Annotated in this window: 21 protein-coding genes and 1 other RNA gene; 16 read left to right on the forward strand and 6 right to left on the reverse strand. The window is 49.7% G+C overall.

Annotated elements, in window-relative coordinates; genetic code table 11:
- The first annotated feature begins 72 nt into the window (after nucleotides 1-72).
- From accC to prmA, 3 genes are all read left to right on the forward strand, one after another.
- On the forward strand, nucleotides 73-1,431 hold the full coding sequence (gene accC, locus AKG09_RS06485) for an acetyl-CoA carboxylase biotin carboxylase subunit (protein WP_054618641.1): 1,359 nt from the start codon (nucleotides 73-75) through the stop codon (nucleotides 1,429-1,431).
- 108 nt (nucleotides 1,432-1,539) lie between these two features.
- On the forward strand, nucleotides 1,540-2,001 hold the full coding sequence (locus AKG09_RS06490) for a hypothetical protein (protein ID WP_054618642.1): 462 nt from the start codon (nucleotides 1,540-1,542) through the stop codon (nucleotides 1,999-2,001).
- Nucleotides 2,002-2,166: 165 nt separating this feature from the next.
- Nucleotides 2,167-3,054, forward strand: a complete 888-nt coding sequence (gene prmA / locus AKG09_RS06495; RefSeq protein ID WP_054618643.1) for a 50S ribosomal protein L11 methyltransferase — start codon at nucleotides 2,167-2,169, stop codon at nucleotides 3,052-3,054.
- 283 nt (nucleotides 3,055-3,337) lie between these two features.
- Here prmA and AKG09_RS06500 read toward each other — a convergent pair whose 3' ends face one another.
- Nucleotides 3,338-4,300 carry a hypothetical protein gene (locus AKG09_RS06500; RefSeq protein ID WP_054618644.1) on the reverse strand — a complete coding sequence of 321 codons (963 nt, stop codon included), beginning with the start codon at nucleotides 4,298-4,300 and terminating at the stop codon, nucleotides 3,338-3,340.
- An 86-nt stretch (nucleotides 4,301-4,386) separates the two neighbouring features.
- Complete coding sequence (locus AKG09_RS06505) at nucleotides 4,387-4,842, reverse strand: cytochrome c (RefSeq protein ID WP_054618645.1); 456 nt, start codon at nucleotides 4,840-4,842, stop codon at nucleotides 4,387-4,389.
- Between the two features lie 80 nt (nucleotides 4,843-4,922).
- Between AKG09_RS06505 and AKG09_RS06510 the strand changes: the two genes are divergently transcribed.
- The 3 genes from AKG09_RS06510 to AKG09_RS06520 all read left to right on the forward strand — a co-directional run bounded on the left by AKG09_RS06510 (nucleotide 4,923) and on the right by AKG09_RS06520 (nucleotide 7,158).
- Nucleotides 4,923-5,669 carry an SDR family oxidoreductase gene (locus AKG09_RS06510; RefSeq protein ID WP_054618646.1) on the forward strand — a complete coding sequence of 249 codons (747 nt, stop codon included), beginning with the start codon at nucleotides 4,923-4,925 and terminating at the stop codon, nucleotides 5,667-5,669.
- A 107-nt stretch (nucleotides 5,670-5,776) separates the two neighbouring features.
- The gene (locus AKG09_RS06515; protein ID WP_009117346.1) at nucleotides 5,777-6,244 is read left to right on the forward strand and encodes a Fur family transcriptional regulator; all 468 of its coding nucleotides are present in this window, start codon (nucleotides 5,777-5,779) and stop codon (nucleotides 6,242-6,244) included.
- Nucleotides 6,232-7,158 (forward strand): GTP-binding protein, encoded by a 927-nt coding sequence (locus AKG09_RS06520; protein ID WP_009117347.1) that lies wholly within the window; start codon nucleotides 6,232-6,234, stop codon nucleotides 7,156-7,158. The genes AKG09_RS06515 and AKG09_RS06520 overlap by 13 nt, the downstream gene beginning before the upstream one ends.
- Before the next feature lie 105 nt (nucleotides 7,159-7,263).
- Here the strand turns inward: AKG09_RS06520 and AKG09_RS06525 are convergent, their stop codons facing one another.
- On the reverse strand, nucleotides 7,264-8,709 hold the full coding sequence (locus tag AKG09_RS06525) for an NAD-dependent succinate-semialdehyde dehydrogenase (protein WP_054618647.1): 1,446 nt from the start codon (nucleotides 8,707-8,709) through the stop codon (nucleotides 7,264-7,266).
- A 293-nt stretch (nucleotides 8,710-9,002) separates the two neighbouring features.
- On the opposite strand from AKG09_RS06525, the gene coaBC reads away from it, so the two are divergent.
- From coaBC to AKG09_RS06540, 3 genes are all read left to right on the forward strand, one after another.
- The gene (gene coaBC / locus AKG09_RS06530) at nucleotides 9,003-10,199 is read left to right on the forward strand and encodes a bifunctional phosphopantothenoylcysteine decarboxylase/phosphopantothenate--cysteine ligase CoaBC (RefSeq protein ID WP_054618648.1); all 1,197 of its coding nucleotides are present in this window, start codon (nucleotides 9,003-9,005) and stop codon (nucleotides 10,197-10,199) included.
- A gap of 185 nt (nucleotides 10,200-10,384) precedes the next feature.
- Nucleotides 10,385-11,443 (forward strand): DNA polymerase IV, encoded by a 1,059-nt coding sequence (dinB, locus tag AKG09_RS06535; protein WP_054618649.1) that lies wholly within the window; start codon nucleotides 10,385-10,387, stop codon nucleotides 11,441-11,443.
- Between the two features lie 272 nt (nucleotides 11,444-11,715).
- On the forward strand, nucleotides 11,716-13,500 hold the full coding sequence (locus AKG09_RS06540) for a BCCT family transporter (RefSeq protein ID WP_054618650.1): 1,785 nt from the start codon (nucleotides 11,716-11,718) through the stop codon (nucleotides 13,498-13,500).
- 253 nt (nucleotides 13,501-13,753) lie between these two features.
- On the opposite strand, the gene AKG09_RS11895 is transcribed toward AKG09_RS06540, so the two are convergent.
- The 3 genes from AKG09_RS11895 to AKG09_RS06550 all read right to left on the reverse strand — a co-directional run bounded on the left by AKG09_RS11895 (nucleotide 13,754) and on the right by AKG09_RS06550 (nucleotide 15,267).
- Entirely contained in the window at nucleotides 13,754-14,209 is a 456-nt protein-coding gene (locus AKG09_RS11895) for an immunity protein YezG family protein (protein WP_054618651.1), read from the reverse strand.
- Nucleotides 14,210-14,368: 159 nt separating this feature from the next.
- An RNA gene (ffs, locus tag AKG09_RS11650) (signal recognition particle sRNA small type) lies at nucleotides 14,369-14,465 on the reverse strand.
- Between the two features lie 127 nt (nucleotides 14,466-14,592).
- Nucleotides 14,593-15,267 carry a sulfite exporter TauE/SafE family protein gene (locus AKG09_RS06550; RefSeq protein ID WP_054618652.1) on the reverse strand — a complete coding sequence of 225 codons (675 nt, stop codon included), beginning with the start codon at nucleotides 15,265-15,267 and terminating at the stop codon, nucleotides 14,593-14,595.
- A 264-nt stretch (nucleotides 15,268-15,531) separates the two neighbouring features.
- Between AKG09_RS06550 and AKG09_RS06555 the strand changes: the two genes are divergently transcribed.
- The 7 genes from AKG09_RS06555 (at nucleotide 15,532) to AKG09_RS06585 (ending at nucleotide 24,686) form a co-directional block, all read left to right on the forward strand.
- Nucleotides 15,532-16,077, forward strand: coding sequence for a hypothetical protein (locus AKG09_RS06555; protein WP_054618653.1), 546 nt, complete (start codon nucleotides 15,532-15,534; stop codon nucleotides 16,075-16,077).
- Between the two features lie 64 nt (nucleotides 16,078-16,141).
- Nucleotides 16,142-17,518, forward strand: a complete 1,377-nt coding sequence (locus tag AKG09_RS06560; protein WP_054618654.1) for an MATE family efflux transporter — start codon at nucleotides 16,142-16,144, stop codon at nucleotides 17,516-17,518.
- Entirely contained in the window at nucleotides 17,515-18,552 is a 1,038-nt protein-coding gene (gene murB / locus AKG09_RS06565) for a UDP-N-acetylmuramate dehydrogenase (protein ID WP_054618655.1), read from the forward strand. The genes AKG09_RS06560 and murB overlap by 4 nt, the downstream gene beginning before the upstream one ends.
- 210 nt (nucleotides 18,553-18,762) lie before the next feature.
- A complete protein-coding gene (locus AKG09_RS06570) occupies nucleotides 18,763-19,758 on the forward strand; it encodes an ornithine carbamoyltransferase (protein WP_054618744.1) in 996 nt (331 codons plus the stop codon).
- Nucleotides 19,759-20,181: 423 nt separating this feature from the next.
- Nucleotides 20,182-20,418 carry a hypothetical protein gene (locus AKG09_RS06575; RefSeq protein WP_054618656.1) on the forward strand — a complete coding sequence of 79 codons (237 nt, stop codon included), beginning with the start codon at nucleotides 20,182-20,184 and terminating at the stop codon, nucleotides 20,416-20,418.
- 140 nt (nucleotides 20,419-20,558) lie between these two features.
- A complete protein-coding gene (locus tag AKG09_RS06580; RefSeq protein ID WP_054618657.1) occupies nucleotides 20,559-21,782 on the forward strand; it encodes a hypothetical protein in 1,224 nt (407 codons plus the stop codon).
- 36 nt (nucleotides 21,783-21,818) lie between these two features.
- Complete coding sequence (locus AKG09_RS06585) at nucleotides 21,819-24,686, forward strand: calcium-binding protein (RefSeq protein ID WP_054618658.1); 2,868 nt, start codon at nucleotides 21,819-21,821, stop codon at nucleotides 24,684-24,686.
- The last annotated feature ends 82 nt before the right edge of the window (nucleotides 24,687-24,768 follow it).

The raw sequence follows: 24,768 nt of genomic DNA on the forward strand, positions 1-24,768 counted from the left end.
ATGCCTGTCTGAAACATTCTCACAGCATATCTATTTGCCCGTGCAAATACCTATCTTCCGAAGGAATTATTCATGCTGAAAAAAGTATTGATTGCCAACCGTGGCGAAATCGCACTGCGTGTATTGCGCGCCTGCCGCGAGCTGGGTATCGCCACCGTAGCCGTGCATTCCGAAGCCGATAAAGACAGCCTGCATGTCAAACTAGCCGACGAATCAGTCTGCATCGGCCCGGCGCCCTCGCCTCAAAGCTATCTCAACATCCCCGCTCTGATTTCTGCGGCGGAAGTAACCGGAGCCGACGGCATTCACCCGGGCTACGGTTTTCTGGCTGAAAACGACCGTTTTGCCGAGCAAGTAGAACGCTCCGGCTTCACATTTATCGGCCCGCGCCCCGAAACCATCCGTCTGATGGGCGACAAAGTGTCTGCCAAACACGCCATGATTGAAGCCGGCGTGCCTTGCGTTCCCGGCTCTGACGGTGCGTTGCCCGAAGATGATAAAGAAATTCTGAAAATCGCCGATAAAGTGGGCTTCCCCGTAATCATCAAAGCCTCCGGCGGCGGCGGCGGACGCGGTATGCGCGTGGTTGAGAAAAAAGAAGACCTGCTCAAATCAGTGGAAATGACCCGCACCGAAGCCGGCGCCGCGTTCGGCAACCCCATGGTTTACATGGAGCGCTATCTGCAAAAACCGCGCCACGTTGAGATCCAGGTTTTGGCCGACGAACACGGCAATGCGATTTATCTGGGCGAACGCGATTGCTCCATGCAGCGCCGCCATCAGAAAGTCATCGAAGAAGCACCCGCCCCCGGCATCACTCAAGCCGAGCGCGAAAAAATCGGCGAAGCCTGTGTGGCCGCTTGTAAACGCATCGGCTACCGCGGCGCAGGCACGTTTGAATTTCTGTATGAAGACGGCGAGTTTTTCTTTATCGAGATGAACACCCGCGTGCAGGTTGAGCACCCTGTAACCGAGCTGGTAACCGGCATCGACATCGTGCAGGAACAATTGCGCATTGCCGCCGGCCTGCCTTTGCAATACACGCAGAAAGACGTTCAAATCAAAGGCCATGCGTTTGAATGCCGTATCAATGCGGAAGACCCATACACATTCATTCCCAGCCCCGGCCTGATTGAAAGCTGCCACCTGCCCGGCGGTTTGGGCGTGCGTATCGACAGCCATATTTATCAAGGCTACCGCATCCCGCCCAACTACGACAGCCTGATCGGCAAAGTCTGCGTGTTGGGCAAAACCCGCGAACAAGCCATCGCGAAAATGTTGGTTGCATTAGACGAATTAGCCATTACCGGCATCAAAACCAACACCGCCCTGCACCGCGACCTGTTTATGGACGCAGGTTTCCAAAAAGGCGGCGTCAGCATCCATTATCTCGAACAATGGATGGCCGAACACAAAGGCAAAAAATCCTAAAGACCCAACCCGCCTAAGCCCGCTTAGGCGGGCTTTACATTTTTCAGACAAGCATCCTCACCCAAAACCATCACAGGAGATGCCTGTCTGAAACCACGAAAACACACTATGAACCGCTCACTTACTTTACTTTTCTGCACATTCTTATCACTGGCCGGCGCCGTCAGCCATGCCCAAGATATTCCCAGCACATTCCGCGGCAAATGGGTTACCAACTGGGAAGGCAAACCCACCGCCAAAGAAGCCCGCGACTATTGCAAGATGCCCGACATCGAAACCGCCGTTGCATTAACCATCCGCAAAAACACCATGACATACGGCTATTGGGAAGCAGGCGAAGATGTTGACCGCTTGCGCTACACCCGCCGCACCCCCACCGTCATCAAAGGCACGGCGCGCTACACCCAATCAGGATTCGACACCGATGAAAACGGCGACCTGCTCGACACAGAGCGCGTGTTCCGCCGCAATATCAGCTTAGCGCTGAAAAACGGCAAACTGGTCGAATTATTTCTCGATCACACCCCCAAGCCTACTTGGAGAAAACGCATCTGGCACCGCTGCAAATAACCAATGCCCGTCTGAAAAGCTTGCCCATCGCGCCATCCATTTAAAACTCTACTGACAAGCTTAATATGGTTAATAGCTCAATACTCCGCCGACGCTCGAGGATATTAAGTTTCACAGCCATATAGGTTAAAATACAGGCAACAGAAACACCCCCGGACACATCTTATGGCATATCAACAAATCACCATTTTCGTACACGAACGCATCGCCGAAGCCCTTTCCGATGCCCTGATGGAGCATGGCGCGCTTTCCACCGCCATCGAAGACGCCTACGCAGACACCGATGAAGAAGAAGCCATCTTCGGCGAGCCGGGTATGCCTACCGGCCAAATATGGCAGCGCAGCAAAATCATCGCCCTATTCAACAAACAAGACGATGTTTCAAACATTCTCGCCGCCGCATCACAAGCCATCAACATCGAGCCGCCCGCATTCGAATCCGAGCTGCTACCCGAGCAAGACTGGGTGCGCCTCACACAATCCCAGTTCGATCCCATCAAAATTTCCGACCGCCTGTGGATCACCCCGTCATGGCACGCCGCGCCCGATACCAACGCAGTTAACCTCCAGCTCGACCCCGGCCTCGCATTCGGCACCGGCAGCCACCCTACCACCCGCCTTTGCCTGCAATGGCTGGATCACAACCTGAAAGGCGGAGAATCCGTTTTGGATTACGGCTGCGGTTCCGGCATTCTGGCCATTGCCGCCCTCAAACTCGGCGCAGGCAGCGCAACCGGCGTGGACATTGACGAACAGGCCATTCTCGCCAGCAAAGGAAACGCCGTTCAAAATAAAACGGCAGCCGATTTCTACCTGCCCGACGAATTGCCCGAAGGCAGCTTCGATATCGTGATTGCCAACATTCTCGCCAATCCGCTGCGTATGCTCGGCGACATGCTGGCCTCGCGCACCAAAACAGGCGGGCGCATTGTGTTATCCGGCATTCTGGAAGAGCAGGTTGAAGAAATGAGCGGCATTTACAGCCAATGGTTCGACATCGTTCCGGCTCAAATCGACAACGGCTGGGCCTGCTTGAGCGGTACCAAACGGTAATCCTACCCGCTTGAATATGCCTGTCTGAAAAGCAGTTTTTCAGACAGGCATTACTTTTCAACCGGCACATCGTTTTCAAGCACTCCCCATAAACAATGCCTGTCTGAAAACACTTTCAGACAGGCATTCATATCGTTATAGCCAACCAACTTACATAATAACAACACCGTCATACTCGGGTTTGACCCGAGTATCTCCTAAAGTTACTGGAACTCAAGATACTCGGGGGTAAACCCGAGTATGACGAGTGTACTATTTTTAAGTTGATTCGCTATACACTCTGCTAAAACAAAGCTTCAAACCGCAACAGCGCGCCCACATGATGGCTGCGGTTTCGCTTCTTATCGTTCAGATAATTGACCTCGGTCTGCACAAACAGCCAGTCTTTCCACACCGGCTGGCGCCAGCCGGCAAACGGGCCGTAACTGTTGAGTTTGGCTTTGCGGTTTTTGATATCCCCTCCCGTATAAACGCCGTAGTTCAACCGCCTCATACCTTCCAAATCATGTTGGCGGTAAAGGCTGTTGCCCCAAGTCCACAGCTCTTCGTTATCATGCTCATACTGCACGTGCAGTTGATTGGCGATAAAAGGCTTGTTTTCCTCTCCGTGGCGTATTTCCCAGTTGGTACGCGCATGATGTTTGCTGTCCAGCCCGTAGCGGTAAATTTGTTCGACACGGGTATCCAGCTTCGGATTCAGCACCCATTCCTTGCCCAACTTGGCACGCGCGTATATATCGTCGCCGGAGCGCACACCCAGGTCAAAATCGGTTTCTATACCCAAACGCTTGGTTAAATCCGACCAACGCAAAGCCAATGAAGCGTTATCGTCCCTGCTTTGGCGGCGGTCGAACGTTTTGCTCGAATGGCGCGGCTGTTCGCTGTAAACATGCGCATTTTGCTGCGGCTCGTCATCCAGCGAGTCGTCACCGAATATCACATTCAGGCGCTGCTCCAACACCGGCAGCCGCACACGCCCGCGCACACGCGGCTTCACGGAAAAATCATCGTATTTGTTCCATTCCGTATCCAACATTACCCGCAAGTTTGCACTGGCGGGGCGGTTTGGATCGGGCGTACCGAACCAGCCGTCCATATTGTGCGCCAAACCGCGTATGCCGCTCTGCACCGAACCGCGCTGGCGGTCTATCCAAGTATCCTCTTCGACCGCACCCATACCATCCGCCCACGCCGGCCATGCGGCCAAACCCAGCAGCAAAAGTGAATAATCACGGATTCTGTTCATGCGTTTTCTCCTTTTAGAAAAGGTATTTTGATTCTAGCAGCTTAAACATAATGCCTGTCTGAAATTTTTTCAGACAGGCATTATGTTTAATTGCTTCTAAACACACTGTGACAGGATTTGCAGCTTTCCCCTGTTTTCGCATAGGCTGCTTTGATCGCTTCAAAATCGCCGCTTTGCGCTTTCGCATTCAACTCATCCACCGCGGCAATGAATTTTTCCTCTTCCGCTTTGAATTCGGCGGGTTTCTGCCACACCGTCGGCAACGTGTAACCGTTGCCTTCCGGATCGTTTTGAAAGTGCTCGAAAGGCTTGCGCGCGTTTTGTGCAAACGCGGCGGCGTTCGCCCGGAATTTTGCCGCATCAAAATCTTCCTCACCTTTTACCACTTTACCCATGCTCAGATATTCAGGCATCATGCTTTTAAACGCCGCGGTGCGCGATTCCGAAACCGGCCCTCTCGCACCTGCGCCCTCCCCGCTGCCGCCGCAACCGGCCAGCAATAAAACACCTGCGGCCAACGCCGGTAATAATTTGATATTCATTTTGTGTTCCTTCAATACTTAGAGTAATCTTTCAGCTTGCGTATAATACCCGAAAACACGTTAAGAAAAAGGAGAAAATCATGGCTGTTTTAATCACAGGCGCATCGGCCGGTTTCGGCAAAGCGATGTGCGAAACCTTTGTTAAAGCAGGCTTCAAAGTCATCGGTGCGGCGCGGCGTTTGGACAAACTGCAAGATTTGCAAAAAACATTGGGCGCCGGTTTTTACCCGCTGCAAATGGACATGGCCGACACCGCCTCCATTGATGCCGCCCTGCAAAGCCTGCCTGAAGATTTTGCCGAAATCGACTGCCTCATCAACAATGCCGGTTTGGCACTGGGTTTGGACTTCTCCCCCGAAGCCGATTTCAACGACTGGCAGACCATGATTCAAACCAATGTGATCGGCCTGGCCTACCTTACCCGCCAAGTGCTGCCGCAAATGGTGGCGCGCAAAGACGGCTACATCATCAATATCGGCTCCATCGCCGGCACCTACCCCTATCCCGGCGGCAATGTCTACGGCGCCACCAAAGCGTTTGTGCGCCAGTTTTCCCTCAACCTGCGCGCCGATCTGCAAGGCACCGGCGTGCGCGTGAGCAATGTCGAGCCGGGCTTGTGCGGCGACACCGAGTTTTCCAACGTCCGCTTCAAAGGTGACAACGAGCGCGCGCAGAAGCTCTACGAAAACGTACAATTCATCAGCCCGCAAGACATCGCGAACACCGCCTTCTGGCTCTACAACAACCCGAAGCATATGAACGTGAATTCCATCGAAATCATGCCCGTGGCGCAAGCATTCGGCCCGCTGCCGGTAACCCGCGGCTGACGGATTGCCTTTACCGAATGCCTGCCTGAAAATACCTTTCAGACAGGCATTCGGTTATAATGAAACACCCTCGTTCATGATTATTCAGGCCTGCAGAAAGCAAACGGATGAACCAAAAACAAAAAATCCTCAACCGCTGCCGCGAAACCGGCGCCCAAGTTACCGCGTTGCGCGAGCAAGTGCTCGACTTGGTTTTACAGCAAAGCGGCGTGATCAAAGCCTACACCGTTTTATCGCTGATGCAGCAGCAAAGCGACACACCCGTGGCCCCGCCCACCGCCTACCGCGCGCTCGATTTCTGGGTGGAGCAAGGCGTGTTGCACAAAGTAGCTGCCGTAAACGGCTATGTTTTATGCAGCCACGCGCAACACGAATGCAGCAGCCATTGCCATGAAGATTCAATCAATCCGCACCATAGCGCCTTCATTTTGGTGTGCACCGAATGCGGCGCGGTTGACGAGCAATCGCTCAGCAAAGAATGGGCCGCACTGCAAAAAGCCGTGGCCGCCAGCGGCTTTGCCGTAAAAGAAGAACATGTGGTACTCACAGGAATATGCAAACAATGTCAAAAATAAAAAAAGCCAAAGTCCACCTTATTTCGGGCTTTCTCGGCACTGGCAAAACCACTGCCCTCAAAAGCCTGATGGCACAAAAAAATCCTGATGAAAAATGGGTGATTCTGGTGAACGAATTCGGCGAAATCGGCATCGATGGCGCCGTGTTAAGCGACAACGGCATCCCCGTAGCGGAAATCGCCGGCGGCTGCCTCTGCTGCGTGGCCGGCCCGCAGATGGGCAACACCATCAACCGCATGGTTACCGGCAACAAACCCGACCGCATCCTGATCGAAGCCAGCGGCCTCGCGCACGCCGCCACTGTAATCGACGAGCTCAAAGCCCCGCCTTTCGACCAAATGCTCGAAATCGGCGCCGTGTTTACCGTGGTTGACCCGCGTCAGTTTACCGACCCCGATTACGCCCAACAGGCGCTTTACAAAGACCAAATCGGCGTATGTGACGTGCTGGTCGCCAGCAAAACCGATTTGTGCACACCCGAACAAATGGCGGCATTCCGCGAGCAGGCGGCCAAACTGTTTCCGCCCAAAGCCAAAGTGGTTGAAGTGGACAACGCGCAAATGGACATCGCCTGGCTCGACATTCCCGTGGTCGAAAAATCGCGCTACCGCATCAAAGCCCTGCCGGACAACACCATGGGTTTCCAATCACAAGGCTTCACTTTCCCCGCCGACCGCGATTTCGACGGCGAAAAACTCACCAATTTTTTCAACGACCTGCCCAAAATGACCGAAGGCCTCGTGCGTGCCAAAGGCGTGTTCCGCGTACTCGGCACTTGGGTTTGGCTCAACTGGGTTGACGGGCAATGGGGAGCCAACCAAGTTTCATGGCGCCGCGACAGCCGCTTCGAACTGATTGCCAAATCGTTTGATGCCGATGCGATTGAGCAAAGGTTAAACGACGCATTGGAATAAGCTTTACACCCCAAACAACATGCCTGTCTGAAAGATTTCAGACAGGCATGTTCATACTTATCGCCATACAAAGCTTAAGGCTGTTTTGATTGAAGCTTAACACCGTCAACCGGCCGGCTCAGTCAAATCCACACACAAATACTTCAATTCCAGATATTCATCCACACCGTATTTGCTGCCCTCCCGCCCCAAGCCGCTTAATTTCACGCCGCCAAAAGGCGCGACTTCGTTGCTGATTAAACCGGTATTCACGCCGACCATGCCGTATTCCAGCGCTTCGCCTACCCGCCATTGGCGGGCTGTATTTTCCGTATAAAAATAAGCGGCCAGGCCGAATTCCGTATTATTGGCTGCGGCTATCACTTCTTCTTCGGTTTCAAACCGGAATACGGGGCATAAAGGGCCGAAAGTTTCCTCGGCAGCCACTTTCATACTGGCATTCACATCGCATAACAAAGTCGGCTCGAAAAAAGTGCCGCCCAAACTGCTACGCTTGCCGCCGGCCAAACATTTTGCGCCTTTTGCCAACGCATCTTCGATATGTTCTTCCACTTTGGCAACCGCTTTTTCATCAATCAACGGCCCCTGGTTTACGCCCTCTTCCAAGCCGTTGCCCAATTTGAACGCGGTCATGCGCGCCGCCAGTTTGCTGCAAAACGCATCATAAACCGAGGCGTGTGTATACACCCGGTTCGTGCAAACACAAGTTTGGCCGCTGTTGCGGAACTTGCTGGCCAATACGCCTTCCACAGCTTTATCCAAATCGGCGTCTTCAAACACAATAAACGGCGCATTGCCGCCCAGCTCCAAGCTGAGTTTTTTAATCTGTGGTGCGCTCGCTTCAAAGATTTTGATCCCGATTTCAGTCGAACCGGTAAAGCTGATTTTGCGCACGGTTTCACTTTCGGCAAATGTTTGACTGATTTCGCCTGCGTTACCGCTCACCACAACCAGCAGAGCCTGCGGGATGCCCGCTTCGTATGCCAATACTGCCAGCGCATAAGCGCTCAACGGTGTGAGGCTGGCCGGCTTAACCAACATCGCACAGCCTACTGCCAAAGCCGGAGCCGCTTTGCGGGTAATCATTGCGGCCGGGAAATTCCACGGCGTAATGGCGGCGGCCACGCCGATCGGCTGGCGGAGCACCAACATTTTCTGCGTGGGTTTCACACTGGTCAGCACTTCGCCGTCGATACGCCGCGCTTCTTCGGCAAACCAGCGGATAAAGCTCGCCGCATAATCGATTTCGCCGCGCGCTTCCGTGAGGCTTTTGCCCTGTTCCATCGTCATTAGCCGGGCGAGGTTTTCTTTATTGCTTTTAATCAAACCATACCATTGCCACAAAATATCGGCCCGTTCCAATGCGGTTTTGGCCGCCCAAGCTTTTTGCGCTGCGGCTGCGCGTTTAATCAACGCATTGAGCGCGGCTTTATCGGTTTTGCGCACGTAAGCCAGCGTTTCGCCTGTGGCCGGGTTGTTCACTTCAATTCCCTCTGCCAACGGGGAAAACGAAACATCGGGATGCATTAATAATGGTTTTATCGTTTCCATATACCCTCCAAATGGTTATGCCTGTCTGAAACCTCTTTCAGACAGGCATCATCATGAAAGCGGATGCGCTTTAATAGTTGAACCACTTAATCACACGGGTGTGCTGTTTTTAAATTGATTCTCTATCGCGCAGGTTGCATCCATCATACGCCCCACGGAATCGGCATGCAATTTATCGGCCGAGTATGATGCCGCAGTAAAGAGCAGAGAGCATCACAGCGATTCATGCTATATTTGAGGCCTGTCTGAAAAACATTTTCAGACAGGCCTTTTTCATTTTCCCGATACACCCCATGAGCAAACACATTCTTCTCGGCATCAGCGGCGGTATCGCCGCCTATAAATCCTGCGAACTCGTGCGCTTGTTGAAAAAACAAGGCCACCGCGTAACCGTTGCCATGAGCCGCGCAGCGGCGGAATTCGTATCACCGCTAACCTTTCAGGCGCTCAGCGGCAGCCCCGTTTTATCGGAAACACACAGCGGGAAATTCGGCGGCAACGGCATGGCGCATATCAACCTTACCCGCGAAGCGGATATTTTTCTGATTGCACCCGCCAGCGCCAACACCATCGCCAAAATTGCCAACGGCATTGCCGACAACTTGCTGACCAACCTCGCCGCCGCGCGTAAATGCCCGCTGGCGGTTGCGCCCGCTATGAATGTGGAAATGTGGTTCAACCCCGCCAACCTGCGCAACATTTCCCGGCTTCAGGCCGACGGCATCACCGTGTTCCAGCCCGCATCCGGCGAGCAAGCCTGCGGCGAATTCGGCGTGGGGCGTATGCCCGAAGCAGCCGAGCTAGCCGAGTTGCTGCCCGATTTATGGGCTGAGAAATCCTTGCAAGGCAAAAAAGTGCTGATTACGGCCGGTGCCACTTTTGAAGCTATCGATCCCGTACGGGGCATCACCAATATTTCCAGCGGCCAGATGGGCATGGCGCTCGCCCGCGCCTGCCGTGCTGCCGGCGCCGAAGTTTCGCTGATATACGGGCAGATTCAGACAGGCATTCCCGCAAGTTTGGCGCATACCGAACAAGCCATCAGCGCCGAAGGCATGTATCAGGCGGTAATGAAACAAGTGCCGCAGCAAGACGTGTTTATCTCGGTGGCCGCCGTGGCCGATTACAAAGTCAAAAACAGCAGCACGCAAAAATTAAAAAAAGAAAGCGGCAAACCGCCCGTAATCGAACTGGCCGAGAACCCCGACATCCTCGCATCCGTTGCCAAGCTCGACAAGCCGCCTTTCTGCGTGGGCTTTGCCGCCGAGAGCGAAAACATTATCGAACACGCCCGCGCCAAACGTTTGCGTAAAAACATCCCCATGCTGGTGGCCAACGATGTGGCCGTAGCAATGGGCAAAACGGTCAACCGGATTACCATTATTGACGAAGCGGGCGAAACCGCATTTCCCGAAACCGATAAAAATCAGGCAGCAGCAGCGATTGTGGCCCGGCTGGCAGAATTGCTGTCACCCGCAACCCCTGTCTGAAAAATAAGCCCATAGGCCAACCATCAAATCTGAACGGTTTATTGCCGCCCGAACTTGGGCGCGCATAAAACATTGCCAATAGAAACGTTTCAACTGCCAGCCGTAACCGGCAATGCCTGTCTGAAAACCGCCAAAAGCCTTTCAAGCTCCGTTAAGCATGTTTCAGACAGGCATTGATAGCGATTATGAACCCACGCAAAATCATCCATATCGATATGGACGCGTTCTATGCTTCAGTAGAACTGCGTGAACAGCCGCATCTGAAAGGGCTGCCCGTAGTCGTGGCTTGGGAAGGGGCGCGCTCGGTGATTTGCGCTGCGTCTTATGAAGCCCGCCGCTTCGGTTTGCACTCCGCCATGTCGGTTGCCGCCGCCAAACGGCTCTGCCCGCAAGCCGTGTACATTCCGCCGAATTTCCCGCTTTATCGCGACATTTCGCAACAAATCCATGCTATTTTCCGGCAACACACCGATTTAATCGAACCTTTGTCGCTTGACGAAGCCTATCTCGACGTAACCCAAAATTTTCAGAATATCCCTTACGCCAGCCAAGTTGCCAAAACCATACGCACCGAAATTTTCCGGCAAACCGGGCTTACGGCTTCTGCCGGCGTGGCGCCGAATAAATTTTTAGCCAAAATTGCTTCCGATTGGCGTAAGCCGAACGGGCAGTTTGTCTTGCCGCCTAAGCAAGTGGCAGAATTTTTACACACCCTGCCGCCGGAAAAAATCCCCGGTGTGGGCAAAGTAACCCGCCTCAAAATGCAGTCTTTAGGCATCAATACAGTGGGCGACCTGCTGCGTTTCGAACGCGGCGAATTGGCCAATCTGTTTGGCAAATGGGGCTACCGCCTCTATGATCTGGCGCGCGGCATAGACAACCGCCCCGTCAAGCCCAGCCGCGAACGCGTGCAGATTTCCACTGAAATCACACTGCCCGAAGATTTGCCGCTCAATCAAATCCTGCTGCACTTACCACACCTTTCCGATGATTTATGGCAACAGGCCGCGCGTAAAAAAGCGGCCTTCCGCAGTGTAACGCTCAAGCTGAAAACTGCTGACTTCCGCATCATCACCCGCTCGCAAACATTTTCCTCCCCTCTGTCCGATGCCGCGTCGCTCTTGCAGGCAGCGCATCAGATTTCCACTCGCCTACCGCACACCCTCCACGCCACCTACCGCCTAATCGGGCTGGGCGTGAGCCATTTGGTACCAGACAACCAACAAACCATGCTGTGGTCTTAAATGCCGCCATACGGCAAAATTAAATTTCACAGCTATACAAAACATAAAATATTAAATTTCCCAGTTACAAAATATTTTCAAAAACACCCAAAAATTAAAACATGTTCAATAAAATCATATATTTGTAAATATGCTATAATATGCGCACCAAATATAAATAAAGCGCTTAACGCTTTATCCGTATTTGCTGTCATTGCGACCAAAGGTCACTCACTAAAAACAACCATGCCGACACCTGCACGGTTATACACTACAAATGAAAGGAGCAGACATTGACCGCCAAATCCCCCTCCCCCAAACCACACAAAGAAACATCATTCAGGGACGCATCGCAAGCCCCCTCACCGATTAAGTCAGACCAACCGGATACCCGAATCGATAAATTTACCTTTTTCGGAGTATTGTTCATTCTTCTCGGCGTAACACTGCCTTTAATTGCCTTTCCCGAGCAGGGTGCCGAATGGGTGGCGCAAACCAAAAATTTCGTTACCAACAAACTCGGCTTCGCCTATCTGGCCTTCGGCATTGTTTCCGTTATTTTTGTGATTTACATCATCTGCTCCGACATCGGCAACATCAAACTGGGCCGGCCGGAAGAAGACATCGAATACAAGACCAGCTCCTGGGCCGCCATGATGTTTTGCGGCGGTATCGGCGCCAGTATTCTTTACTGGGGCATTCTTGAGTGGGCTTATTATTATCAAGGCCCGCCTTTCAACGTCGAACCCAAATCGCCGGATGCTGTCCGCTGGGCATCTTCTTACGGCATTTTCCACTGGGGTCCGGTAGCTTGGGCGATTTACATGGTGCCCGCCATCGGCATCGCCTATTTCAGCCATGTGCGCAATTCGCCTGTTTTAAAAGTGAGCCACAGCATGATGCCGCTCTTAGGCGAACGCCTCGCCCGCAGCAATTTGGGCAAGCTGGTTGATGTGTTTTTCGTATTCGGTATGATAGGCGGCGGAGCCACCACCCTCGGCCTGGCCTCTCCCATGATTACCGAAGGGTTGCACACGCTGCTTGGCACACCCAACTCCATCCATATGCAGCTGGGTGTCCTGCTGGTTACCACCATGATTTTTGCCTACAGCGCATATCAAGGCATGAAGCAAGGCATTCAGAAACTCTCCAACATCAATTTCTATCTTGCCATTGGTTTTGTTATTTTCGTCTTGATCTGCGGCCCCACCGTATTCATTCTCAATACAGGCATCGAGTCCGTCGGCCGCTCGATTACCAATATCGTGCCCATGATGACCTGGACCGAAGCTTTCGGCGAATTCGGCAACCACGGTTTCAAACAAACCAATTTTCCGAAAGACTGGACCGTGTTCTATTGGGCGTGGTGGCTGGTTTATGCCCCTACCATCGGCCTCTTTATCGCTAAAATCTCACGCGGTCGCACCATCCGCCAGATGACGGCAGGCTCCATCTTCTTCGGCTCGCTCGGCTGCGCCGTGTTTTTCATCGTGTTGGGCAACTATGCCATGTATCTGCAATTGAGCGGCTCGCTGGATGTAGTGTCGATACTCAACAACCAAAGTGCCAACGCCGCCATCTTCGCCGTATTGAACACTCTGCCGATGGCAAAAATCGTGATTGCCACATTTGTGTTTTTGGCAATTTTGTTTACCGCCACCACATTCGATTCGATTTCCTACATCCTCGCTTCCGTGGTGCAACACGAAGTAGATGACGAACCACACCGCTGGAACCGCCTCTTCTGGGCATTCTCACTCTGCTTTATGCCCGCCGCACTGATGTTTCTCGGCGGCTTATCCACCCTGCAAACCGCTTCGATTTTCGCCGGCGCGCCGCTGCTGATTATCATGTCGCTCATGATGGCTTCCATCATCAAAGCCGCCAAATACGACCTGCATTACCAGCCTGATTACTCGCTGCGCACCATCCACATCGAAGAGCTCCCCGACAACGCCCCGTGGGAACACGGCGAAACTTCAGAAGCACCCGAAGGTTCCGTATTGGCTCAGATGGCTATCTACGAAGAACAACGCCAGCAACAGCTACAGGCGCAACAGGAAAAAGAATCATCATAAAGCGTTGCTCTCCCGCTTAATACAACAATGCCTGTCTGAAAAGCCGTTTCAGACAGGCATTGTGTTGATGGTCTTATAAGTGGATTACGGTGTGAAGCCTATAGTTAATCCACTTACATAATTAAAGATACCGTCATACTCGGGCTTAACCCGAGTATCTTGAGTTCCAATAATGTTGTGAGATACTCGGGTTAAGCCCGAGTATGACGAGTGTACTATTTTTAAGTTGATTCACTATAACCCAACCTATGCTTCAGAAAGTTTGATTTTTTAATCTAACCCGTTCTTCCCATATTTCCCTAGGCACAGAATAAACATTTTCGGCCTCATCCTCGGTTAAATCGCTTATTCCTTTCATAAACAGATTTGGCCAACTGTCATCTTCAGGGATATAGGCAAAGCGCATATTTAACTTTCCGGAATCTGATAAACTGATATGGCAATGCGTCCATGGTTCGTTTTTAAAAATTGTACACTTCTGTAATTGTTCTAATAATGTATTGATATTATCCTCTATCTGTTCTATGGGATTATCAAATCCACTATAAAAACTTTCTTCACCATTATCTTTATTGATCCAATGAGCACCTGCTTGTTTCATGTCATCATAAAACATTCCGATATAAATAACTTCTAAAGCATCAAACGGCGTAATAGACCAAAGTAATTTGCCAATTTGCTGATAAATAATTTGATCATCTGTAAACATTTTTATATTCCATATTTTCCGATAGAAGTATTTTTAAACTCACTTAAACGCCGTTTGAAAACAAGATAAATTTTCATGCGGTTTCAATTAATGATTGAAGATACAATGAACAACATAACAAAACGCCGGTAAGCTTCAACTTACCGGCGCCGAAATGAGGGTGGCGAGCCTAGCCCCTGGCACTGATTCCTCAGAGTGGGCTGCTAGCTTCCGCTCCTGACCCGTTGCTCCAAATTACCATGCAGGGAGACCCGCCGTAAAGAAAGCGAATTATATTGGGTTTGCAGCAAAATGCCAAGCGGTAAATGGCAATTTCGCCGCCCGATCCTTATGCCTGTCTGAAAACGGGCAACGCAGGTTTTCTGCAAAGCTAAAACGGTTTTTCAGACAGGCATAAAAAACTTCACCAATTGCCAAGCCGCCCAAGCGGCAACCAACAGGCCGGTTATCAGACGGATGCTGCGCTTTTGCAACAAATCTTTCAATTGTGCGGCAAACCAGCCCATAGCCAGCAGGTTCGGCAGGGTGCCAAGCGCAAACGCCAGCATATACAGCCCGCCTTTGGCCGCACTGCCGCTGCCCAAAGCATAAAGCGAGGCACTGTAAACCAAACCGCAAGGCAGCCAGCCCCACAAAAGCCCCACGCCGAAACAGGCCGGAACACTTTTAATGGGCAATAATTGATTCAAAACCGGATTCAAGCGCCGCCAGATGGGGCGGCCTAAATTTTCAACTTTCCGCACGGCACCGGAAAGCCCCGCCAGATAAAGCCCTAAAAACAACAGTAAAACATTAGCCGCTATCAGCAAACCGTTTTGCAACACTCGTGTTTGGTCGAGCGAAGCACCGACTTGGCCGAGCGCACCTACCAGTATACCGATCAAGGTGTAGCTGCTTATCCGCCCGAGATTAAGCAACACAATCAGCCAAAAGCGGTTGATATGCGGCGGCAACTGAAGCGCAAACGCCGAAGACAGCGAGCCGCACATGCCCACACAATGCCCGCCGCCGAAAAAGCCGATGATAAAAAGGGATAAAAGGGTGATATGGTCGCTCATGGTTTGGTTGGTGATATATTTGGTTGGATGCTGCTTCGGGATACAGGCCCTTATTGTAGCGGCTTTTGAGTTTAATCAAATCCGGCGCATCATTTAATTCGTTACCGTCATGCAAAACTGTTTATAATGCCTGTCTGAAACAGCCTATGGCTTCAGACAGGCATTATCGCCAAACGGCTGTTCGACAGCCAAGCCTTTTATCAAAAATTTCACTTAACGCACTGTTATCAGGTAAGATGGTGCGTTTTTATTATTTACTGTTTTATGTCGCCGAAAATTTACCCGCTTACCCACCGCCAAAACACTGCTGTGATTGTGTCCAGCATGGTTATGGCGGGGTTTGGCCTGATGTGGGTGCTGATCGGACTAAACCTTCTCGCAGGCGGCGGCCACACGCAGAAATACATGCTGTTTGCCCTGCTCACAGTTTTATTATATTTTTCCTATATTACTTGGCGTTCCGCACGCAAACACCGCGCCAAAGCCGACAGTCTGCGCCTTTTGGTAATGATGGACGAAATCGGCATACGCTGGCTCTATTATGACGCATATAACGCAGCGATTTACGACTATAAAGAAGATGATGACGAGCGGTGTTATGTGCAGCAAGATATGCCGTGGAAAAGCATTCTCGATGCTTATGTTGAGCACCCGAAATACTACCATACCATAGGCAAGCTGGTGGTAGAGCTTAAAGGCGAGGATGACCGGCCGGTCAGATGGGAGCTGCCGCTCAATTATTTTGAAGACAAAGAAATCGCCCAGTTATTTGTAGACGAAATGCTGTATATGCTGGTGATTACCAGATAGGCACACTTAAAACTTTTCAGACAGGCATTGATGCCTGTCTGAAAAGTTTTGAAGCGGAGTTTTTATGTTGTTGGACATCAACCGCCACTCTCCGGCGGTTTTCAGAAAAGAAACAAAATCACTGATTGCGCTGGCATTACCCATGATGCTGGCGCAAATTGCTGCGGTAGGTGTGGGCTTTGTCGACACGGTTATGGCGGGCTCCGCGGGTAAAGACGACTTGGCCGCCGTGGCGTTGGGCAGCTCGGCCTTTGTTACCGTATTCATTACCTTTATGGGCGTGATGAACGCGCTCAATCCCATTCTCTCCCAGCTGTTCGGCGCAGGAAAACATGCCGAAGTAGGCGAAACCGGCAGGCAGGGCCTGTGGTTCGGACTGCTTCTCGGTTTGGCCGGCATGGTACTGTTACTGGCTGTTATCAAGCCATTCATGTGGTATCTGACTTTATCGGACAATGTGGAAACCATGTTGGCGCAATATCTTTTTTTCGTAGCGCTCGCCATGCCCGCTGCTATGCTACACCGCTCGCTGCACGCTTACGCCTCCAGCCTGAACCGCCCCAAGCCGATTATGTGGGTTAGTTGGGCGGCATTGTTTCTGAATATCCCGCTCAATTATATGTTTGTGTACGGCAAATTCGGCATGCCCGAGCTTGGCGGCGCAGGCTGCGGCTTGGCTTCGGCTCTGGTGTTTTGGTTCAACGCAATCGCCTTGTGGTTGTATGTGAAAAAAAACGCTTATTTCAAACCGTTCGGATTAAGCGACGGCTTTTCCCGGCCGGATTGGGCGGCCTTGAAACAAATCTGGAAATTGGGCTGGCCGATTGGCTTGTCTTTCTTTCTGGAAGTAAGCTTGTTTTCGTTTATCGTATTTTTAATTGCCAAATTCGGTGAAGACTATGTCGCAGCGCAGCAAGTAGTTATCAGCCTAACCAGCGTGATTTACATGATTCCGCAGGCCGTCGGCGCCGCAGCAACGGTGCGCGTGGGTTATACTTTGGGAAAATTGCAAAAACAGCGTGCCCGCTATATCTCAGGTGTATCTATGGTATTGGGCGCGGTTTTGGCCGTATGCACGCTGCTTCTGCTGACCTTGCTGCGCCACCCTCTGGCAGCCATGTATACCGACGATGCCGGCGTGTTAGCGATTGCCACGCAAGTGCTGCTGTTTGCCGCCGTTTTCCAGCTGGTTGACTTCACACAATGTATCGCTTCTTATGCCTTACGCGGCTATAAAGTTACCAAAGCGCCCATGGTCGTACATGCCATCGCTTTCTGGGGGTTAGGGCTGCTGCCCGGTTATATTTTGGCCGATGCCGCCGGCATGGGCATCTACGGATACTGGACCGCATTGGTACTCTCGCTCAGCGTAGCGGCTTTTGTATTGGTGTGGCTTTTGGAAAAACACAGCCGTCAAATGGCGCAACGGAGCCGCGCATGAATATTGAGCACAACATTGATCTGCAACCCTTCAACACTTTCGGCCTGCCCGCCCGGGCGCACCATTTTATCGAATTAACCGACGCACAAGACTTACCCGAATTATGCCTCCTGCCCGAATTTAAGCGAGACACCGTATTGTGGCTAGGCGGCGGCAGCAACATTTTACTCACAGAAGACTATCCCGGTTTGGTCGTTAAAATGGCCAACACCGGCATACGCGAAATCAAGCGTGAAAATGGCTTGGCCTATATCGAAGCACAAGCAGGCGAGGTATGGCACGATTTTGTATTACACACAATCAACATGGGCTTGAGCGGCTTGGAAAACCTGAGCCTGATTCCCGGCACAGTCGGCGCATCGCCCGTACAGAATATCGGCGCATACGGCGTAGAGGTGAAAGACGTTATCCAATCGGTGCGCTGCTTTGATTTAGACACTCAGCAATTTATCGAGCTGGATAACGCCGCCTGCCGCTTCAGCTACCGGGAAAGCCTGTTCAAGCAGGCAGGCAAAGGACGCTATGTGATTGTTTCCGTGGTGTTCGCATTAAAAACCGAATTCTCACCCAATATACGCTACGGCGATTTGGCCGCAGTGTTGGATGAAACCTGCGGCAGCCGCGCCCCCGAAGCCATAGACGTTTCCCGAGCAGTGTGCACCATCCGTTCGGCCAAATTACCCGACCCGAAAGTGTTGGGCAACACGGGCAGCTTCTTCAAAAACCCCGTTGTATCCTCCGAACAGGCAGCCAAACTCGCTGAACAATATCCCAATATGCCCGCCTACCCGCAGGCCGACGGCTCGGTCAAACTCGCGGCTGGCTGGCTGATAGACCAATGCGGCTTAAAAGGCCACACCATAGGCGGCGCGGCCGTGCACGATAAGCAAGCCTTGGTTTTGGTTAACAAAAATCACGCATCGGCAGAAGATGTGCGCCAACTCGCACTGTATGTCCGGCAAACCGTATCCGATAAATTCGACGTAACCCTACATACAGAACCTGTGTGGCTGCCGGAAAAAAACGCGCTTTAACAGACTCTAAAGCACTCAAACCGTTTCCCCATCAAACGGCAAGCCGCAGAAACAACATAAACACCCACAAAACAAATGCCTGTCTGAAAACAAGCAACAAAGGGGCCAAGAAGCTAAAACCTTTTAGCCCGGCAACAAAATAAGTTACACTTCATCATATAAATACAACCGTTCCAACCAATAAAAATATCAAAGCGAGATTCTATGAGCATCAACCTAAAAAACCGCCATTTTCTCAAACTCCTTGATTTCAACCGCGAAGAAATCAACTACCTGCTTGATTTATCCGCCAAACTCAAAGCCGACAAAAAAGCAGGCTGCGAAACCCGACAGCTACAAGGCAAAAACATCGCTTTGATTTTTGAAAAAACCAGCACCCGCACGCGCTGCGCCTTTGAAGTGGCCGCCCACGATCAAGGCGCCCAAGTTACCTATCTCGGCCCCAGCGGCTCCCAGATCGGCCACAAAGAAAGCATGAAAGACACCGCCCGCGTGCTCGGCCGCATGTACGACGGCATCGAATACCGCGGCTTCGGCCAAACCATCGTAGAAGAATTGGCACAATATGCCGGCGTGCCCGTGTTCAACGGCCTAACCGACGAATTCCACCCCACCCAAATGCTGGCCGACGCCCTTACCATGCGCGAACACAGCGACAAACCGCTCAACCAAATCGCCTACGCCTATGTGGGCGATGCCCGCTCCAATATGGGCAATTCCCTACTGCTTACCGGTGCCCTGCTCGGCATGGACGTGCGAATCGGCGCCCCTAAACACCTTTGGCCGGCCGAAGAACTCATTAACAAAGCACACGAATTAGCCCAACAAAGCGGCGCACGCGTATTGCTTACCGAACACGCCGAAGAAGCCGTAAAAGCCGTTGACTACATTCACACCGATGTTTGGGTATCCATGGGCGAGCCTGAAGAAGCATGGAAAGAACGCATCACCCTGCTCAACCCGTTCCGCGTCACTCCCGAGCTAATGGCCGCTTCTAGCAACCCAAAAGTCAAATTCATGCACTGCCTGCCCGCCTTCCACAACCGTGAAACCACCGTAGGCGAATGGATCTACCAAAACTTCGGCCTCAACGGCGTGGAAGTGACCGAAAGCGTGTTTGAAAGCGAAGCCAGCATCGTATTCGACCAAGCCGAAAACCGCATGCACACCATCAAAGCCGTGTTGGTTGCGACGATGGGAGGTTAAACTGCGTAACAAAACAAAAATACCTGTCTGAAAAGATTTCCACGGGATTTTTTCAGACAGGCATTGCATCTTGCCATATTCAATAAGCAATATTAAACCAAGCCGCCTGATTGAAACTTAGGCGGCTTTTCGTTTTCCGAAGAAGTAAATGCTTGTCTGAAAAGATTTCCATAGAGTTTTTTCAGACAAGCATTTTCAATTTTAGTCAGTCTAAACAATAAATTTCAACTGTATTAAATTAATCTAATTTAAATAAAATAACCAATGTTATTAAACACTTGAAAATATTTGAAATTAATTTAATTGGGTGTTATTTTGGTTTTTGATTGATTATAAAAAATCATGGCTAGTCTAGTAGTTTTTATTATAGTATTTCAGTAAAAACATAATAATTTCATAGTTTTTAATTGAGTTTTTAGAATTATGTTAACCATAACCATTTTTGTATATATTATTTCTAACTTTTTATATAGAAAATTAACAAAAGAACTTAAGGCGGAATTGAATTTCGAATCCGATTCAAGTTTTGATATTTGGGATATGGTAAAAGAAGAGAGCAAAAAAGGGAATGTGAAAGCAATAATAGCTGCTGTTTGTTATATATTAGAAATTCTTTGTATGTCTGTTGTAGGAATTATGTTTTTATTAATGAATATATAAAAATTAGAATTTTTTATTTTATAAAGTTAGGAAAAGCTATGGGTATGCAAAATAAACTTGATATAGTTGTTAATGGTATAGCATTAAAAGATAGTTTTAAATATGGAGATATTCCAGGAGGTGTCGCAGCATTAGGAGGTATGGCATCAACTGCTCATAGCAAAACAACAGCCATAGTATTTTCATGGTTGGCCGTTGCAGGATCTTTCACATCACTAGCTGATAAAACTGCAAACAACCAAGGGATTAAAGTGTCTGACGTGATGGCAACCCAAGCAGCTTTGGGAAGTTTGCTAGGCAATGCTGCGCAATATGCGGGAGATGCCATCGGTTCAAGGAATAAAGCAGCGGGTAAAGCTTTGGAAACAGTGGGGAATGCTAATAGCAAATTAGCTTCAGCCTATGCCGCCAGCGCATTAGCTTTAAATAAAACTAAGGCTGATTTAGCTGTATGGGATCCCCATGATAGGACAGGGCTACCTAAAATTACGGATTTGGACGCTAGCACTGAAACATTAAAAAAAACAGGCGACATCTTAAAAGATAATGTTAAATCTGAATTTGAGAAATCGTTTAATGATGTGAAGGATATTGTTAGAGATATAGATAAAGGAGGTAAAGATTTATTAGATAAAGGAGGAGAGGCTATATTGCCCACATTATTAGATATTTCTAAAACACTAGATAAAGCTCTTGATCCGAATACTTGGAAAGAGAAAGCTAGAGAATTTTTTGAAGAAATTGATAAAGGATGGGCAGAGCTACGAGAGGCGATGGAACAAAAACTGTTGCCTAAAATTCTTGATTGGGCTTCAGACTGGGGAACAAAAGAAAAACACTGGTGCACCCCTGAAGACTGGAAAGAATGGCAAGATGCCAACCGTAGCGGTAAATTCCATGTCTTACGTCCAGATCCGCTAACACTTGACCTCGATGGTGACGGCATAGAAACCGTCAGCACCAATGCCTATAAAGGCGCGCTTTTCGACCATGATAAAGACGGCATTCAAACCGCCACCGGCTGGGTGGCTGCCGACGACGGTTTTTTGGTTATCGACCGCAATGAAGACGGCATCATCAACAACGGCAACGAACTCTTCGGCGACAACTACACACTGAAAGACGGCAGCAACGCACCAACAGGCTTTGCCGCTCTGGCCGAATTCGACAGCAACGGCGATGGTGTGGTGGATGCCAAAGACGAAAACTTCGCCAAACTGCGCGTATGGCGCGATTTGAACCAAGACGGCGCCAGCCAAAAAGACGAACTGTTTGCTTTGCAGGATGTGAATGTACAGTCCTTAAATGTGGCGCATCAAAATGCTAACAAAAATCTGGGAAACGGTAACCGCTTGGCACGCTAAGGCAGCTATACCACCTTAGACGGCAAAACCCAAAAAATGGGCGATCTGCTTTTGGCCGACGATCCGATCTACAGCCGCTTCACCGATACGGTGGAAATGACCGAAGAGCAAGCCAAAGCCGCCAATTTGCGCGGTATGGGCAGGGTGCGCGATTTGCGTGAAGCAGCAGTGTTATCCGAAGAATTGGCCGCCGATCTAAAAGCCTATTCGGCAGCCGAAACCAAAGAAGCGCAAAAAGCCATGATCGACGGCTTGATCGACAAATGGGCAAAAACCGATCCGCTTTACGGGCAGGGTGTGCAGTTTTCGGCACCTTATATTCAAACTGCCAATGAAGGTAGGGCTATTGTTCGTGCCGGTGATACTGGTAATGGCAATATGACGGTTAGCGGCATTTTATTGGATCCGCCAAAAGAATACCTCGACCTGATTGATTCCGCCCTCGCCAAAATTGCTGCGCTGGATTCTTTTACCGGCCGCAAGTCCAACACCATTTATGTAACCTCAAATCAGGAAATCGCCAATTTCCACCACACCTCAACCTTAAGCTACAACCAGCTTGCCGAAGGCGTGTATAAAGGACTGTTGTTCCAAACCCGTTTGAAACCTTATTTGGAAGAAATCAGTTTTACTATTGAAAACAACGAATTCAAACTGGATTATTCTAAGGTTTTGGCTAAATTCAACGAAGTACACGCCAAAGACCCGCAAAAAGCATTTGTGGATTTGGGCGAATTTATTGCCTACGGCAAACCAGGCGCAGATTTAGGCGGATTGTCGGGATTGTTTGCGGAGTATGTTTTCAAAGCATCCGAAGCAGGCCATTGGGAAAAATATGCAGAAGCTTTGGGCAAAGATGCTTTGGACATCCAAAAAGGCACTGAACAGAATGATTCTTTGAGCAGTAAAAAATCATTTAATTACTTGTCGGGCGGAGCAGGTGATGATTCGCTTAGCGGGCAAAGTAGTATTGATATCTTAGACGGCGGCTCGGGTAACGACAAACTTTACGGTTATGGCGGTGCGGATACACTGTTCGGTGGAACGGACAACGATTATATGGAAGGCGGCAGCGGAGCAGACACCTATGTATTTGCCAAAGGCAACGGTCAGGACGTGATTTATGATAGTAGTTCTGACGGTAAGGAAGACACCATCCGCTTAAGCGACATCACCGTAGCAGAAACCAAATTCCGCAAAGACGGAGCCAATCTGATTTTATCGGGTTACAACGGTACCGATTCGGTAACGGTTGAAAATTTCTTCAGCGGCGGTTCTTATGAAATCGAGCGGTTTGAGTTTAAAGACCAATCCGTTACATTGGAGGAGCTCCGCAAAAACGGCATGACTTTCACCGGTACGGACAGTAATGAAACAATCAGCTCATGGAGTGGTAAAAGCATTATTTATGCCGGTAAAGGCAACGACAGTATCTCAACATATAATGCAGATGATATTTTAGACGGCGGAGAAGGCAACGACACCTTAAGCGCCGGAGGCGGTAACGACGTATTGATCGGCGGAGCGGGTAACGACTACTTGGAAGGAGGACGTGAAGCCGATATTTATGAATTTGCCAAAGGGCACGGTCATGATGTGATTTATGAAGACGACGGCAATGGCTACTCAATCGATACGATCCGTTTAAATAATATTATGTTGGCGGAAACTAAGTTTACCGTAAAAGAAAACAACTTAATTTTATCTGGCTATCACGAGGGCGATTCCATTACAATTAAAGACTTTTTCCCAGCCAGCAAACATCAAATTGAAGCATTTCAGTTTGAGGATAAGCTCGTAACCCTTGCAGAATTTTCTCAAGAAGGAATCAAATTAGAAGGTACCAATGGTGATGATTCGATGAGTATGTATCATTGGTACCATACAACATTCTCTTATCAAACTTCGGTTGATGCCGGAGAGGGTAATGATTTTGTTTCAACAGCTGATGCAACTGACTTTTTAGACGGCGGTGCCGGCGATGATACCCTCTATGGAAACGGAGGAGATGATACGCTTGTCGGTGGAGCCGGTAATGATTATTTGGAAGGAGGCAACGGTGCCGACACTTATGTATTTGAAAAGGGGCACGGTAAAGACGTTGTTTGCGGTAAACCGGACGGGGATATGATCCAGTTAAATGATGTTACTTTACAAGAAGTGAGGTTTTCCAAAAATAATAAAGATTTAATCCTGTTCGGTTACAATGAAAACGACTCCATCACACTTAAAGACTTTTTCGTGAATATGTCTTATGAAATTGAAAGGTTTAAATTCAAAGATCAAGAAGTGGTTTTCTTTGATCTGATAAGAAGTTATGAAGGTGTGAAATTGGAAGGTACTGACGGTGATGATTCTATCAGCTTCAGCCCAACCCGCTGGCTCGGGAAAGGTATCGTTGATGCAGGTGATGGAGATGATACGGTTACGGGAACCACAACAGCAGATATATTAGAAGGCGGTGCGGGAAATGATAAGCTTTACGGTAAGTTGAGCGTAGATAAATTGATTGGCGGAACAGGTGATGATTATTTAGAAGGAGGAGAAGACGGAGATATTTATGTATTTGCCAAAGGGCATGGACATGATGTGATTTATGAAGGCAAGGACAAATCAAAAGATGAAATGATATTAACGGATATTAATCTTGATGAAACTCAATATCGTAAAGACGGCAATGACTTAATTCTATTCGGTTATAACGAAGGGGATTCAATTACTGTTAAAGATTTCTTTTCAGACATTAATCATCAGATTGAATTATTTGAATTTAAAGATGAGTCGGTGTTCGCGCCCGAGTTTGATAAGTATCTCAGTACCGGAAACAATATGACGAATTCTATGTCTGTATTCAGCTTTAAATATGATGAGGAGAAAACTTCGTTAGAAGCTGTAGTTGGTTAATTGCTTGAAATCTAATCAATACCTGTCTGAAAACAGTTTTGGCTTCGCAGAAACCCGCGTCGCTCGTTTTCAGACAGGCATC

This window comes from Neisseria sp. 83E34, from assembly GCF_001308015.1.
Taxonomy (GTDB): domain Bacteria; phylum Pseudomonadota; class Gammaproteobacteria; order Burkholderiales; family Neisseriaceae; genus Neisseria.

Bases quoted from the DNA above. Each gene is read 5' to 3' on its own strand.
- murB (WP_054618655.1), top strand. From the start codon at position 17,515: ATGAATATTGAGCACAACATTGATCTGCAACCCTTCAACACTTTCGGC.
- AKG09_RS11895 (WP_054618651.1), bottom strand. From the start codon at position 14,209: ATGTTTACAGATGATCAAATTATTTATCAGCAAATTGGCAAATTACTT.
- AKG09_RS06525 (WP_054618647.1), bottom strand. From the start codon at position 8,709: ATGGAAACGATAAAACCATTATTAATGCATCCCGATGTTTCGTTTTCC.
- accC (WP_054618641.1), top strand. From the start codon at position 73: ATGCTGAAAAAAGTATTGATTGCCAACCGTGGCGAAATCGCACTGCGT.
- coaBC (WP_054618648.1), top strand. From the start codon at position 9,003: ATGAGCAAACACATTCTTCTCGGCATCAGCGGCGGTATCGCCGCCTAT.
- AKG09_RS06510 (WP_054618646.1), top strand. From the start codon at position 4,923: ATGGCTGTTTTAATCACAGGCGCATCGGCCGGTTTCGGCAAAGCGATG.
- AKG09_RS06500 (WP_054618644.1), bottom strand. From the start codon at position 4,300: ATGAACAGAATCCGTGATTATTCACTTTTGCTGCTGGGTTTGGCCGCA.
- AKG09_RS06575 (WP_054618656.1), top strand. From the start codon at position 20,182: ATGTTAACCATAACCATTTTTGTATATATTATTTCTAACTTTTTATAT.
- prmA (WP_054618643.1), top strand. From the start codon at position 2,167: ATGGCATATCAACAAATCACCATTTTCGTACACGAACGCATCGCCGAA.
- AKG09_RS06490 (WP_054618642.1), top strand. From the start codon at position 1,540: ATGAACCGCTCACTTACTTTACTTTTCTGCACATTCTTATCACTGGCC.
- AKG09_RS06515 (WP_009117346.1), top strand. From the start codon at position 5,777: ATGAACCAAAAACAAAAAATCCTCAACCGCTGCCGCGAAACCGGCGCC.
- AKG09_RS06585 (WP_054618658.1), top strand. From the start codon at position 21,819: ATGGGCGATCTGCTTTTGGCCGACGATCCGATCTACAGCCGCTTCACC.
- AKG09_RS06555 (WP_054618653.1), top strand. From the start codon at position 15,532: ATGTCGCCGAAAATTTACCCGCTTACCCACCGCCAAAACACTGCTGTG.
- AKG09_RS06550 (WP_054618652.1), bottom strand. From the start codon at position 15,267: ATGAGCGACCATATCACCCTTTTATCCCTTTTTATCATCGGCTTTTTC.
- AKG09_RS06580 (WP_054618657.1), top strand. From the start codon at position 20,559: ATGGCATCAACTGCTCATAGCAAAACAACAGCCATAGTATTTTCATGG.
- AKG09_RS06560 (WP_054618654.1), top strand. From the start codon at position 16,142: ATGTTGTTGGACATCAACCGCCACTCTCCGGCGGTTTTCAGAAAAGAA.
- AKG09_RS06505 (WP_054618645.1), bottom strand. From the start codon at position 4,842: ATGAATATCAAATTATTACCGGCGTTGGCCGCAGGTGTTTTATTGCTG.
- AKG09_RS06520 (WP_009117347.1), top strand. From the start codon at position 6,232: ATGTCAAAAATAAAAAAAGCCAAAGTCCACCTTATTTCGGGCTTTCTC.
- dinB (WP_054618649.1), top strand. From the start codon at position 10,385: ATGAACCCACGCAAAATCATCCATATCGATATGGACGCGTTCTATGCT.